This is a genomic window from Streptomyces sp. NPDC094032, from assembly GCF_040303965.1.
Taxonomy (GTDB): Bacteria; Actinomycetota; Actinomycetes; order Streptomycetales; family Streptomycetaceae; genus Streptomyces.
In genome coordinates, this window is record NZ_JBEOUE010000010.1 from 1 (window position 1) to 12,877 (window position 12,877).

10 protein-coding genes are annotated in these 12,877 nt (G+C 74.1%); 4 read left to right on the forward strand and 6 right to left on the reverse strand.

The genetic code is table 11. The annotated features are described in order from the left end of the window. Window positions 1-102: 102 nt before the first annotated feature. Window positions 103-750, reverse strand: a complete 648-nt coding sequence (locus ABTZ54_RS16170) for an NADPH-dependent F420 reductase (protein WP_351663055.1) — start codon at window positions 748-750, stop codon at window positions 103-105. Between the two features lie 158 nt (window positions 751-908). On the opposite strand from ABTZ54_RS16170, the gene ABTZ54_RS16175 reads away from it, so the two are divergent. Then, a complete protein-coding gene (locus ABTZ54_RS16175) occupies window positions 909-1,487 on the forward strand; it encodes a DUF6197 family protein (RefSeq protein ID WP_351663058.1) in 579 nt (192 codons plus the stop codon). A gap of 11 nt (window positions 1,488-1,498) precedes the next feature. Here ABTZ54_RS16175 and ABTZ54_RS16180 read toward each other — a convergent pair whose 3' ends face one another. After that, a complete protein-coding gene (locus tag ABTZ54_RS16180) occupies window positions 1,499-2,812 on the reverse strand; it encodes a serine hydrolase domain-containing protein (RefSeq protein WP_351663061.1) in 1,314 nt (437 codons plus the stop codon). 205 nt (window positions 2,813-3,017) lie between these two features. On the opposite strand from ABTZ54_RS16180, the gene ABTZ54_RS16185 reads away from it, so the two are divergent. Then, entirely contained in the window at window positions 3,018-4,295 is a 1,278-nt protein-coding gene (locus tag ABTZ54_RS16185; RefSeq protein WP_351663695.1) for a phosphoribosyltransferase family protein, read from the forward strand. 16 nt (window positions 4,296-4,311) lie between these two features. Here ABTZ54_RS16185 and ABTZ54_RS16190 read toward each other — a convergent pair whose 3' ends face one another. Then, entirely contained in the window at window positions 4,312-4,896 is a 585-nt protein-coding gene (locus tag ABTZ54_RS16190; RefSeq protein ID WP_351663064.1) for a TetR/AcrR family transcriptional regulator, read from the reverse strand. A gap of 72 nt (window positions 4,897-4,968) precedes the next feature. Continuing rightward, window positions 4,969-5,673, reverse strand: coding sequence for a TioE family transcriptional regulator (locus ABTZ54_RS16195; RefSeq protein ID WP_351663067.1), 705 nt, complete (start codon window positions 5,671-5,673; stop codon window positions 4,969-4,971). Window positions 5,674-5,772: 99 nt separating this feature from the next. Here ABTZ54_RS16195 and ABTZ54_RS16200 point away from each other — a divergent pair, with 99 nt between their 5' ends. Together ABTZ54_RS16200 and ABTZ54_RS16205 are read left to right on the forward strand one after the other, a co-directional pair. After that, window positions 5,773-6,939 (forward strand): erythromycin esterase family protein, encoded by a 1,167-nt coding sequence (locus ABTZ54_RS16200; protein ID WP_351663069.1) that lies wholly within the window; start codon window positions 5,773-5,775, stop codon window positions 6,937-6,939. Between the two features lie 312 nt (window positions 6,940-7,251). Continuing rightward, window positions 7,252-9,561, forward strand: coding sequence for a glycosyl hydrolase family 18 protein (locus tag ABTZ54_RS16205; RefSeq protein WP_351663072.1), 2,310 nt, complete (start codon window positions 7,252-7,254; stop codon window positions 9,559-9,561). A 40-nt stretch (window positions 9,562-9,601) separates the two neighbouring features. On the opposite strand, the gene ABTZ54_RS16210 is transcribed toward ABTZ54_RS16205, so the two are convergent. Continuing rightward, a complete protein-coding gene (locus ABTZ54_RS16210) occupies window positions 9,602-10,012 on the reverse strand; it encodes a VOC family protein (protein ID WP_351663075.1) in 411 nt (136 codons plus the stop codon). Window positions 10,013-10,055: 43 nt separating this feature from the next. Then, entirely contained in the window at window positions 10,056-12,827 is a 2,772-nt protein-coding gene (locus ABTZ54_RS16215) for a SpoIIE family protein phosphatase (protein ID WP_351663078.1), read from the reverse strand. Window positions 12,828-12,877: the final 50 nt, after the last annotated feature.

Sequence of the window (12,877 nt, forward strand, 5' to 3'; positions counted from 1 at the left end):
CGCGGGCGGGGGGGGCGGCGGGGCCGGGGGGGGGGGGGGGGGGCCGGGGGGGGCCCCCCCCCCCCCCCCCCCCCGGACCCGCGCCCCCGTACCCCCGTGGCGTCAGGCCCTCTGGATCGCGAAGTTGAAGTCGCCCGTGCCCAGCGTGCCCATCAGGCGGAGCCACAGGGGCAGTACCAGTTCGGTGCCCCGGGCGCCCGAGAGGTCGCCCAGGTCGATGATCCGGGGCTTCGGCCAGCCGAAGGACGCCAGGAGGGCGGTGACGGTCTCCTTGGCTTCCGCGTCGTCGCCGCACACGAAGACGACGTGGTCGCCGGGGACCCGCGCGGGGTCCACCATCACCGTGTTCGTCATGGTGTTGAGGGTCTTCACGACCCTCGCCCCGGGGAAGGTGCGCTGGATCTGCTCGGCCAGGCTGGCGCCGTCCGGGGTCGCAACCTTGGGTGGGAACCCCTCCGAGAAGTCCAGCGGATTCGACACGTCGACCAGGACCTTGCCCGCCAGGTTCTCCGCGCCCGCCGCCTCCAGCGCGGCCAGCGACACCATCCCTCCGGTGGCGTTCACCACCAGCTCCGCGCCGGCCGCCGCCGTGGCGAACGTGCCGTGCGCCGCGTCGTTCTCGGCCGCCCACGCCGTCGCGCCCTCGTGGTCCGCGGACCGGGAGCCGAGCGTCACCTGGTGACCGAGCGCGACCAGCTTGGTCGCCAGTTGGCGGCCCACGTCACCGGTGCCGAGTACGGCGATCTTCATGTGCTTGTGCTCCTTCGTGCGTGACGTTCGGGGAACTCGGGCATGACCGTACGTCCTTGCGGGCTTCGGGTGGGTGCTTTGGGGGTGACTGTTCAAGGACCGGATGCGCAAAGCCGACATTCGTACGAGTATCGGTACGAATGCGGAGGAGTTTGCGGATGCGTGTCCTTACTGACCCTGATGTTCTCGACCGGGAGGCAGCAGCCCTCCTCGACAGCGCCGCCTGGCAGGAGATTGTGGCCCGCTGGCCCGAGGCTCCGCCCGAGGACTGGCGGCGGCTGCTGTCCGTCCCGGTGGACCGGCTCGTCGCCGAGGCCCTCGACGCGCTGCCGCCCGCCGCGCCCGCCGAACGCGCGCTGCCCGGCCGGCTCGGCGCGATCCTGCCCGACCGGCTGCACGCCTGGCGCCGGATCGGCAGCCCCGACGTGCGCCCCTCGGTCCATCTCGCCCACGCCCGGCGGGTCCTGACGGAGTGGGGCTGGCAGAACACCCCGTACAAGCTGCGTGACGCGCGGGGCGCACGGTGTGTCTGCGGGGCGATGATCGCCGCGCACCGGCTCGGCTACGGCAGCGCCCCCACCATGAACGAGGCGGGGGCGTGGATGCTCGAAGAGCTGCGCTCACGCGGCTGGACCGAGCTCGTCGGGCCCTGGAACCGTGCCCCGGGCCGTACCGCGGCGGACGCGCTCGCCCTGGTGGACGCCACGATCCGCCGCGCGGCCCGGGCGGGCCGTTAGGCGCCGGGGGTTCAGCGCACCGGCAGCCTGTCGACCAGCGGCGGCAGCACCGGGGTGGCGCTCCGCAGCCCCTTCGGGGCCGGGGCGCCGCCCAGCGCGCCGTCCATGTAGGCGACCATCGCCGGGGTGATCGGGTCGGGAAGCTGCTGTCCGTGCTCGTCGAAGCGCTCGTACTTCATGTAGTTGTACGCGAGGGAGACCTGACGGCGGCCGTCCTCCGTGGCGAGCGACCAGGTGCCCGCGCCGAACACCGCGCCGTCGTGGCCCCAGTACCAGGCGCCGCCGGGCATCTTGAGCGTGTAGATCCCCAGGCCGTAGCGCAGCACCGGCTGTTCGCCGGGCGGTGTCTCGTATCCGGGCACCGTGGTCTTCATCTCCCGCAGCGCCGCCGCTCCGAGCAGCTTTCCGCCGAGCAGCTTGCGGTAGAAGGTGTTGAGGTCGTCCATGGTCGACACCATCGCGCCGGCCGTGCTCGCCCACGACATGTCGTACGTGCTGTAGTCGCGCGGCGGGTCTATCAGGCCGTAGAACGACTCGTACATCCCCGCGTGCGGGCCCCTGAGGGACGGCGACGTCGGGTAGTAGGTGTGGCGCAGGCCCGCCGGGCGGATGACGTTGCGGGTGATGTACGTCTCGGCGTCCTGGCCGGTGGTCTTCTCCAGGATCAGGCCGGCCAGGATGTAGTTGGTGTTGGAGTAGGAGTGCTTGCCGCGTTCCGGTGCCGGTGTGGCGGCCAGGCCCAGTCGGGCCAGTTCCTCGGGCTCGATGGGGCGCAGGCGGTTGCGGTCGAGCGTGGCGCCCGGGTCCTCCAGGATGCCGGGGAAGGCGGGCAGGATGTAGTCGGCGATGCCGCTCGTGTGGTTGAGCAGCATCCGTACGGTGACCTTCTCGGCGCGCTCGCCGGTGACCAGGCCCGGGAGGTAGCGGCCGACGGGGGCGTCCAGGTCGATCCGGCCGCGCTCCACCTCCTTGAGGACCGCCACGGCCGTGAAGGTCTTGCTGATGCTGCCGATCCGGTGCTCGAAGCCCGGGGCCATCGGGCGTCCGGTGGCCGTGTCGGCGACGCCCGTGGCGCCCCGCCACTTCTCCTGGCCGCTGCGGACCGAGCTGAACGCCCCGTACATCCCGGCGTCCCGGAAGGCGTCGAGCGACGCCCGCAGCGCCGCGCGGTCCAGGGCGGGGGTGTGGCGGGCCGCCGCCGTGGTCGGTGGTGTCGTCCTCGTGGCGTCCGCCGCCTGGGCCGGCAGCACCCCCAGGGACAGGGTCAGCAGGGCGGTCGCGGCCACGGCCGTCGTCCGTGCCGGGTGCGTCACGCGTAAACGCATGGAATCCCCTCCGTCGGTCGGTCCGCACCCGGGATCCGGGCGCGGACCGTCCATCCTCGCCGCCCCCGTGGGGGAGCGCGTCCCTCCCCGGGACGGACATGATCACCGGAGCGCATGACGCGCGAAGGGCTAGCCTGGGTGTATGGGCGGGGCTCTGACCAGGCTGTTCCTCCGTGGAGACGCGGGCCAGGAAGGCGGGCAGGACATGTACTTCACCGACCGCACCGACGCCGGCAGGCAGCTCGCCGCCCGGCTGACCGCCCTCAAGGGGCAGGACCTGGTCGTCCTCGGGCTGCCCCGCGGGGGAGTGCCCGTCGCCGCCCAGGTCGCCGACGCCCTCGACGCGCCCCTCGACATCTGTCTCGTACGCAAACTCGGCGTGCCCTACCAGCCGGAGCTCGCCATGGGGGCGATCGGCGAGGACGGCGTCCGGGTCCTCAACGACCGGGTCCTCTCCGACAGCGGTGTCTCCGCCGCCCTGCTCGCCGAGGTCGAGACCCGGGAGCGGGCCGTCCTGGAGGAGCGCGCCCGGCGGTACGAGGCGGCGCGCGGTTCCGCCGATCCGAGGGGCCGTACCGCCGTCGTCGTGGACGACGGCCTCGCCACCGGCGCCACCGCCCTCGCCGCCTGCCAGGTGGTACGGGCCCGGGGCGCCGCCCGGATCGTGCTCGCCGTACCGGTGGCGCCGCACGACTGGGCCGCGCGGGTCGCGGGCGCGGCGGACGAGACGTACAGCGTGCGCGAGCCCCAGTCGTTCTACGCGATCGGGCAGTTCTACGACGACTTCTCGCAGACCACCGACGAGGAGGTCGTCGCCTGTCTGCGCACGCGCCGCGCGGGGAGCGGCGGGCGCGCGGAGGACACCGAGGTGCTGATCCCGCTCGGCGGCACCACGGTCGGCGGGCGGCTCACCCTGCCCGAACAGGCCACCGGCGTCGTGCTGTTCGCGCACGGCAGCGGCAGCGGCCGGCACAGTCCGCGCAACCTGGCCGTCGCCGCCACCCTCAACCGGGCCGGCCTCGGCACCCTTCTCTTCGACCTGCTCACCGAGGCCGAGGCGGCCGACCGCGCCAACGTCTTCGACACCCCGCTGCTCGCGCACCGGCTGCGGCAGGCGAGCCACTGGCTGACCGGCCGGTTCGGCGCCGGGGCCCTGAGCACCGGCTACTTCGGGGCCAGTACGGGCGCCGCCGCCGCGCTGTGGGCCGCCGCCGAAACGGACAGCGGTGTCTCCGCGATCGTCTCCCGGGGCGGGCGCCCCGACCTGGCGGACGAGCGGCTGCCCGAGGTGACGGCGCCGACCCTGCTGATCGTCGGCGGCGCGGACCCCCAGGTCCTCGACCTCAACGAGCGGGCTCAACGGCGCCTGCGCTGCGAGCACCGGCTCGTCACGGTGCCCGGCGCGGGGCATCTCTTCGAGGGGCCGGGGGAGTTGGAGCGGGTGGGCGAGCTGGCGGCGGGCTGGTTCGCCGAACGGCTGTGAGGAGGCCGGGACCCGGTCAGGCTCCGGAGCCGCCGACGATACGGGCGACGGCCGCCTCGATCAGGGCGTCGCGCTCCTCCTCGGAGAAGACGTCCGGGAGCGTGAGCTGTTCGACGATCAGCCAGTTGAAGGTCAGCATCAGCAGCTTGACGGCCGTTCCGTCGCCGGGCAGCCCCGAGGTCTCGTGGTAGGCGACGTTGGCCTCGACGTCGGCGCGGACCCGCTCGGTGAGCACCTGGCGCAGCTCCGGGCGCCGGGTCGCCTCCAGGCGCAGCTCCAGGAGGGCCAGATAGCCGGTGCGGAAGGAACTGACCCGGCCGACGAGCTCCTTCATGAGCACGGTGTACGTGGCGAGGTCGGGGCTCGCCGTGCGCTGCCGCTCGATGGTCGCCTCGTCCGGCTGGAGCCGCTCGTAGACCCGGGCGCCCGCCTGGGTGAGCAGGTCGTCGCGGTTGGCGAAGTAGTTGGACGCGGTGCCGGGCGGCACGCCTGCCTCGGTGTCCACCGCGCGGAAGGTGAGGCCCCTGGCCCCTTCCCGGGCGAGCACCTCGATGGCGGCGTCGACGAGCGCCGCCCGGCGCTCGGGGTTGCTGCGGGCCACCGCGGTCACTCCTGTCGTCGGACCGGCGCCTTCACCCCGGTACTCCGGTACTCCGGTACTCCAGGGAGAGTACTACGGCTGGAGTGGATGGATCTCCAGGTAGTGGCCCAGGCGGGCGGAGGCGTCCAGCATCGCGAGCCGCCGTGCCGTGAGGCGCTCCTCCCAGCTCTCCAGCGCGGTGGCGAGCGCCTCCGTGCCGCCCGCCGTGTGGATCTGCCGGACCACCTCGGCGATCCGGTCCAGCGGGTAGCCGCCGCGCCTCAGGAGGTGGGCCAGCTCGGCGTCGCGGACGTCGTCCGCCCCGTAGACGCGGTGGCCGGTCGCGGGGTCCCGCGCGGGAGTGAGGATCCCGGCGCCCTCCCAGTTGCGCAGGGTCGCCCGGGTGACCCCGAGCCGGTGCGCGAGCTCGCCCACGGTGCGGGCGCCCGGGGCGGTCCCGGAGTCCTCGGCCGGGTGCTCCAGGAGATGCCCCACCGCGCCGCGCACCGCGTCGAGGGTCTCCCGGTCGCGGAGCGACTGGGCGTGGCCCCGGTCGACGGCGGTCAGGGCGTCGTCGAGCGCCCCCGCGTGCAGCGCGTTCATGATCCGGCCGCCGACGGCGTGCCCGTACGCCCGGACGAGGGCGAGATAGGCGTCAAGGGCCGCCGCGTGCGCCTCGGTGTAGACCCGGTAGCCGCTGGGCGTGCGCTCGGCGGGCGGGAGGCATCCGTCCGCCTCGTAGTTGCGGACCGCCTGGGTCGAGATGCCGTGGCGGCGGGCCAGGTCGGTCGGTCGCACGCTGCTCCCTGTTTGAGACTTCGCGGGAGGGTGGGGCTTGGTGCGGGGGCTGTTCTTCGTCAAGTCTCCACCGTTCTTTCAAGGATACGGTGGAGGTTCATGAGTCACGACATCCTCGACCTCGTCACCCCTTCCCGCACCGTGCTGGGCCTCGGTGAACCGACCCACCAGGAGCCCGCCTTCGGGCGGGTGCGCAACGCGCTCCTCGCCCGGCTGGCCGAACGCGGCTTCCGGTCGATCGCCCTGGAGACCGACCGCGTGGCCGCGCTGCGCGTCGACGACTACGTCCAGGGCGGGGCCGGAAGCCTCGACTCCGTCCTGGCCGAGGGCTTCTCGCACGGCTTCGGCGGCCTCGACGCCAACCGGGAGCTCGTCGCCTGGATGCGCCACCACAACGCGGGCCGCCCGCGCGCCGAGCGGCTGGCCTTCCACGGTTTCGACATCCCGACCGAGAACTACAGCGCGCCCAGCCCCCGCGCCGCCCTGGAGCACGTCCGCGACTACCTCGGGCTCGACCGCGACGACGTCCTCGCGGATCTGCTCGGCGCCGACGAGCGCTGGAGCCGCCAGGAGGCCGTCCTGGACGCCGCCGCGTCGCCCGGCGCCACCCCCGGGGCCGAGCGGGCGCGGGCCCTCGCCGACGACCTGGTGACCATGCTCCACTCCCGTGCGCCGGAGCTGATCGCGGCGACCTCGCTCGCCGCCTGGCGCCGTGCGCGGACCCACCTCACCGCCGGCATCGGGCTGCTGCGCTACCACCGGCAGTGCGCCGAGCCGGGCGACCCGGGCGCGCGTATCACCCGACTGCTGGCCACCCGGGACGCGCTCATGGCCGAGAACCTGCTCGCCGTGCGGGAGGCCGAGGAACTCAGGGGCCCGACACTCGTCTTCGCCCACAACCTGCACCTCCAGCGCACCCCGAGCTCCTGGAGCGCGGGGGAGCTGAGCGCGACCTGGTCCTGCGCGGGCGGGATCGTCGGGTCGCTCCTGGGGGAGCGGTACGTGTGCGTCGCCGGGAGCGTCGGCCGCAGCGCGGCCCTCGGGCTCGCGGACCCCGAGCCGGACACGTACGAAGGAGCCCTCCAGGGGCTGGTCGGCGGGGTGGGGGAGGTCGTCCGGGCCGGTGAGGTGCCCGACGGGCGCGGGCGGACCGGTGCCGACCCGGCCAAGGGGTACTTCCCGCTCGACCGGGCGACGCTCGACGGCGTGGACGCGGTCCTGCACCTCCCCGACGCCGGGGCCGTCGCCGCGCCCCCGGGGGTCTGAGGGGCGCCCGCGCGGCATGCCGGCCGCCCCCGGTGAAGGGGCGGCCGGGCCGTGCGTACACGGTCCTGCGTGGAACGGTGGTGCCGGGCGGGGGCGGGGCCGGCCCACACCGGCACTGTCCCCGACCCGGCTCCACGGTGGAGTAGACCACTGGGCGACGTCAAGCGTTCCGCACCGCGTTGACGCAATGGTCCGTACCAACTACGGTGCCGTTGGCTCCCGTTCGGCGGTCCCACAGCCGCAAGGCCGGACCCGGGCCCCCACACGGTCCCGCGACGCGCTCCACCCCTCACACGCGTCCAGGGAGACCCGATGGACACAGACCGGAGAAGCCGCCGCAGACGGCCGCACCACGGCAGAGGACTCCTCGTCCTGCTCGCCGCGCTCCTCCTCCCGATCGCCGCCCTCACCGGCCCGGCCGCCGCCCCCGCGCACGCCGCCGGCGCCGTCACCGCCACCTTCACCTCGGAGAACAACGGCAGCTGGTGGCGCGGCATCCTCGTCATCCGCAACGGCACCACCAGCCCCGTCAACGGCTGGACCCTGGAGTTCGACCTGCCCACGGGCGTCAGCATCAGCTCCCACTACAACGGCGACGCCACCGTCACCGGCCGGCACGTCACCGTCCGCAACGCCCACTACAACGGCACCGTCCCCGCCGGCGGCTCCACCGAGCCCTACAGCTACTGGTTCGTGGCCACCGGCCCGCAGACCGCGCCGACCGGCTGCACCGTCAACGGCGGCAAGTGCGACGGCACTCCCGACGTGCCGCCGACCGCGCCCGGCGCCCCGCGCGCCACCGCCGTCACCGTACGGACCGTCAGCCTGGACTGGACGCCCGCCGCGCCCGGCGACCACACCGTCACCGGCTACGAGGTCCTCTCCCAGGGCGCCGTCGTCGCCACCGCGACCTCCACCTCGGCCACCGTCGGCGGCCTGAACCCGGCCACCGCCTACACCTTCACCGTCCGCGCCAAGGACACCCGGGGCAACACCGGAGCCGAGAGCCCTCCCCTCACCGTCACCACCGTGGACCCGGCGAGCGACCCCAACCCTCCCACCGCCCCCGGTGCGCTGCGCTCCACCGCCGTCACCTCCTCCAGCGTGAGCCTCGCCTGGACCGCCGCCACCGACGACAAGGGCGTGGTCGGCTACGACGTCTACCGCGACGGCACCCTCGTCCGTACGGTGCCGGGCACCGCCACCTCGGTCACCGTCAGCGGCCTCGGCCCGGCCAACCCGTACACCTTCACCGTCCGCGCCCGCGACGCCGCCGACAACGCCTCGCCACCCTCGAACGCCCTCACCGTCACCACCGCCGACCTGGCCCAGGGACGCAACCTCAAGGTCGGCTACTTCGCCCAGTGGGGGATCTACGGGCGCCAGTACTTCGTCAAGAACCTCGACACCTCCGGCGCCGCCGCCTCCCTCGACGTCGTCAACTACGCCTTCGAGAACATCGACCCCGTCAACCTCACCTGCCTCGCCGGTGTCACCAAGGGCGTCGGCTCCAACCCCCAGGACCCCGACCAGGGCACCGGAGCGGGCGACGCCGACGCCGACTACGCCCGGCCCTTCAGCGCCGCCCAGTCCGTCGACGGGGTCGCCGACGACGGCTGGGGCAAGCTGCGCGGCAACTTCAACCAGCTCAAAAAGCTCAAGGCCAAGTACCCGAAGCTGAAGGTCGTCGTCTCCCTCGGCGGCTGGACCTACTCGAAGTACTTCTCCGACATCGCCGCCACCGACGCCTCCCGGCAGAAGTTCGTCCGCTCCTGCGTCGACGTGTGGATCAAGGGCAATCTGCCCCTCTACAACGGCGCCGGAGGCGAGGGCGTGGCCGCGGGCGTCTTCGACGGCATCGACCTCGACTGGGAGTGGCCCGGCTCCCCCGACGGACACCCCGGCAACCACTACGGGCCCCAGGACAAGGCCAACAACGCGGCCCTCGTCGCCGAGTTCCGCAAGCAGCTCGACGAACTCGGCGGCGAGCACCGCCTGCTGACCGCCTTCACCCCCGCCGACCCGGTCAAGATCGGGCAGGGCTGGGACCTCACCCAGGCCGCCACCGCGCTCGACTACGCGATGGTCCAGGGCTACGACTTCCACGGCGCCGGCAGTGACAACTCCTGGGAGCCGAACCGCACCGGACACCAGGCCAACCTGTACACCGACGCCCAGGACCCCTACGGCTTCCACTTCAGCGTCGACGAGGCGATCAAGCCGTACCTCGCCGCCGGGTTCAACCCCCGCAAGCTCACCATCGGGATCCCCTTCTACGGCCGCGGCTGGCAGGGCGTCACCGACGGCGGCGCGGCCGGCGAATGGCAGAGCGCGACCGGGGCCGCACCCGGCCAGTTCGCCGAGGAGGCCGGGGTACGCGGCTACGCCAACCTGATCGCCTCGGTCCCCGGGCTCACCGTCCGCCACGACGACCAGTCCGGCGCCACCTACGGCTACACCGGCGCCGGCGGCCAGTGGTGGAGCTTCGACGACGCCTGGTCCATCGGACGCAAGACGGCCTGGCTGAAATCCAAGGGTCTGCTCGGGGTCTTCATCTGGGAGATGTCGGGCGACACCCCCGACGGGACCCTGATGACCGCCCTGCGCACCGGACTCGGCTGACCCGCCGGGCGGGTTCGAGGCCGGGCCCGGTCCGGTCCGGTCAGGGCTCCGAGACGACGAGCTCGACCTCGAACCCGTCCGCGTTCTCCAGATAGGCGGCGACGGTCTGTTCCCCGCCGGCATGCGGATGCCGGTCGGGGAACAGCAGCCGCCAGCCCGCCGCCACGGCCTCCTCCACCAGCCGGTCGAACTCCGGCCGCGTCGCCACATGGAACGCCAGATGGTTCAGGCCCGGCCGCAGCCGGTCGTGGGCGGCCGCGGTGAGCGCGGACGACTGCTCGACGACGAGATACGTGGCCCCGAGCCGCCAGCTGCGGCCGCCCTCCCAGCTCTGGAACGGCGTGTAGCCGAGCGAGCCGAGCAGCGGGCCGAAGGAGTCGACGGCCCGGCCGATGTCGGGCACCCAGAGCTCGACGTGGTGCAGGGTTCCGGTGGCGACGGGGCCGGTCACATGGTCCTCCAAGGTGCGGGGTACGCCCGACCGTACCCCGCCCTCACCAGGCCAGATCCTCCAGGGCGTCCGGATCGAGGAGCGGGGCCACGGCCTCCGCGCCCGGCTCGTCGGGGGCGATCGGCAGCTCGGCCCAGATGGTCTTGCCGCGGCGGGCGTAGCGGGTGCCCCAGCGCTGGGCGAACTGGGCCACCAGGAACAGGCCGCGGCCGCCCTCGTCGGTGTCCGTCGCGTGCCGCAGGTGCGGCGAGGTGCTGCTGCCGTCGGACACCTCGCAGATCAGCGCCCGGTCGTACACGAGCCGCACCCGGACCGGCGGCTTGCCGTACCGGATCGCGTTGGTGATCAGCTCGCTGAGGACCAGCTCCGCCGTGAACCCGACCTCCTCCAGGTCCCACGCGGCGAGCCGCGCCGCGGCCTGGTTGCGGACCGGGGAGACCGCCGACGGATCGCCCGGCACCTCCCACTCGGCGATCCGGTCCGCCGGGATCCGCCGGGCGCTCGCCACGAGCAGCGCGATGTCGTCCGACGGCACCGGGAGCAGCATCGCCGCCAGCACGTCCGCGCAGGTCTGCTCGGGGGAGCGGTCCGGACGCGACAGGGTCTTCCGCAGCAGCGCGAGCCCGGTGTCGATGTCCCGCACCCGGTCCTCCAGGAGGCCGTCCGTGAACATCACCAGCTTGCTGCCGGGTTCGAGCCGCAGCCGGGCCGCCTCGAACGGGCGCTCGCCGAGCCCGAGGCCCAGCGGCAGACCGGCCGGCAGCGCGGGGAACTCCACGCTGCCGTCGGGCCGTACGAGCGCGGGCCCCGGATGCCCGGCGCTGGACATCGTGCAGGCGCCGGTGGTCGGGTCGTAGATCACATAGAGGCAGGTGGCGCCCGTGCTGCCCTCCGCCGTGCCGTCCCCCTCCGGCTCGGCGCCGCTCTCGGGCCCCGACTCGTTCTCCTCGCCGAGCCGGTCGATCAGCTCGTCGAGATGGCTCAGCAGCTCCTCCGGCGGCAGGTCGAGCGTGGAGAAGTTGGCCACCGCCGTCCGCAGCCGCCCCATCGTCGCCGCCGCGTGCACCCCGTGCCCCACCACGTCCCCCACCACCAGCGCCACCCGCGCGCCCGGCAGCGGGATCACGTCGAACCAGTCGCCGCCCACCCCGGCCTTCGCCGGCAGATAGCGGTGGGCCACCGTCACCGCGCTCTGGTCGGGCAGCACCCGCGGCAGCAGGCTCCGCTGGAGCGCCACCGCCACCGTGTGCTCGCGCGTGAACCGGCGCGCGTTGTCGATCGCGAGCGCCGCCCGCGCCGCCAGCTCCTCCGCGAACGACAGGTCCTCCTCGCCGAACGGCTCCGGGGTGTCCGCGGCGCGCCAGAAGTTCGCCATCCCCAGCACCACCCCGCGCGCGAGCAGCGGCACCGTGAGCAGCGAGTGCAGCCCGTACGCCAGCGCCTCCCCGGCGCCCTCCGGGTCCTGCGCCCGCCAGCCGTCCGCCGCCGCCAGATCCGACTGGATCACCGCACGCCCCTCGTCCAGGGCCGAGGCCATCGGCGTGCTCGGCACCACGAACCGGATCAGGTCGCCCACCGGCTGGAGCGGCGAACCCTCCCGCACCCCGGTGAGCGCGGTGCGCCGCATCTCGGTGAACGCACCCGAGGGCTCCTCGCCCCGCACCACCGGATCGAGCAGCTCCACCGTCACGAAGTCGGCGAACCGCGGCACCGCCACCTCCGACAGCTCCTCCGCCGTCCGCACCACGTCCAGCGTCGTGCCGATCCGCGTCCCCGCCTCGTACAGCAGCCGCAGCCGCCCGCGCGCGACCTCGGCCCGGCCGGTGAGCGCGGACAGTTCCGTGGTGTCGCGCATGGTCATGACGCAGCCGCCGTCGGGCGCGCCGTTCCCGGTGGGCCGGACGTTCACCGCGAGCAGCCGGTCCCCGGCGGCGAGCACCTCGTCCGTCACCGTCCGGCCGGACAGCAGCAGGGCCTCCGTACGGGGTTCGAGGCCGAGCTCCGTGACATGCAGCCGCTCCGCGTCCTCGGGCAGCTTCAGGAGCCGCCGGGCCTCGTCGTTGGCGAGCAGCAGCCGCCCGTCCGCGGCGACGATGACGACGCCCTCCTTCACCGAGTGCAGCACCGCCTCGTGGTGCTCCTTGAGCCGGGTCATCTCGGCCGGACCCAGGCCGTGCGTCTGGCGCCGCAGCCGGGCGCTCACCAGACCGGCGCCGCCCACCGAGATCACGAGCCCGCCCGCGGCGGCGCCGAGCAGCACCGGCAGCCGGCCCCGTACCGCCTGCCCGACGGTCTCCACCTCGACGCCGCTGGTCACCATGCCGACCACGGTCCCGTCGTCGGCGCGGACCGGGACCACCGCCCGCACCGCGTCGTGCGGCGCCCCGTGGAAGACCTCGGTGAACGACTCACCGGCCCGGGCCCGCGCGATGTCCCCCTGGGCCCGCTGCCCGATGAGGCTCGGGTCGGAGTCCGTGTACCGGGCCCCGTCCGGGGCCAGCACGGCGACGAAGTCGACGCCCGAGCCGCGCCGCGCGGCCTCGGCGCGGGGCTGGAGGACGGCGGTGGGATCGGGGGACCGGAGCGCCTCGGCGAGCCCCGGCGCGTGCGCGAAGGACTCGGCGACGGCCAGCGAGCGGTTGCGGGCCTCGCGCTGGCTGTCGTACCGCCCCTGGAGGACGAGCGCCAGCGCGGCCGCCGCGACGATGAGCAGCGCGATGAGCGCCTGCAGGGCGAAGACCTGGCCCGCTACGCTCCGCAACCCGGTCCGCCGCCCCTGGGGGCCACCGGAGGACCGGTCAGCGCCTCCCGTCACGGTGCGCTCCTTCCCGCCCTGTCCGACGGGCGCCTCCTTCCATGCTGCCC

What these genes read in the sequence shown, in the direction of transcription:
- ABTZ54_RS16185 (WP_351663695.1), top strand. Translation starts at nt 3,018, where the DNA reads ATGTACTTCACCGACCGCACCGACGCCGGCAGGCAGCTCGCCGCCCGG.
- ABTZ54_RS16205 (WP_351663072.1), top strand. Translation starts at nt 7,252, where the DNA reads ATGGACACAGACCGGAGAAGCCGCCGCAGACGGCCGCACCACGGCAGA.
- ABTZ54_RS16170 (WP_351663055.1), bottom strand. Translation starts at nt 750, where the DNA reads ATGAAGATCGCCGTACTCGGCACCGGTGACGTGGGCCGCCAACTGGCG.
- ABTZ54_RS16175 (WP_351663058.1), top strand. Translation starts at nt 909, where the DNA reads ATGCGTGTCCTTACTGACCCTGATGTTCTCGACCGGGAGGCAGCAGCC.
- ABTZ54_RS16200 (WP_351663069.1), top strand. Translation starts at nt 5,773, where the DNA reads ATGAGTCACGACATCCTCGACCTCGTCACCCCTTCCCGCACCGTGCTG.
- ABTZ54_RS16180 (WP_351663061.1), bottom strand. Translation starts at nt 2,812, where the DNA reads ATGCGTTTACGCGTGACGCACCCGGCACGGACGACGGCCGTGGCCGCG.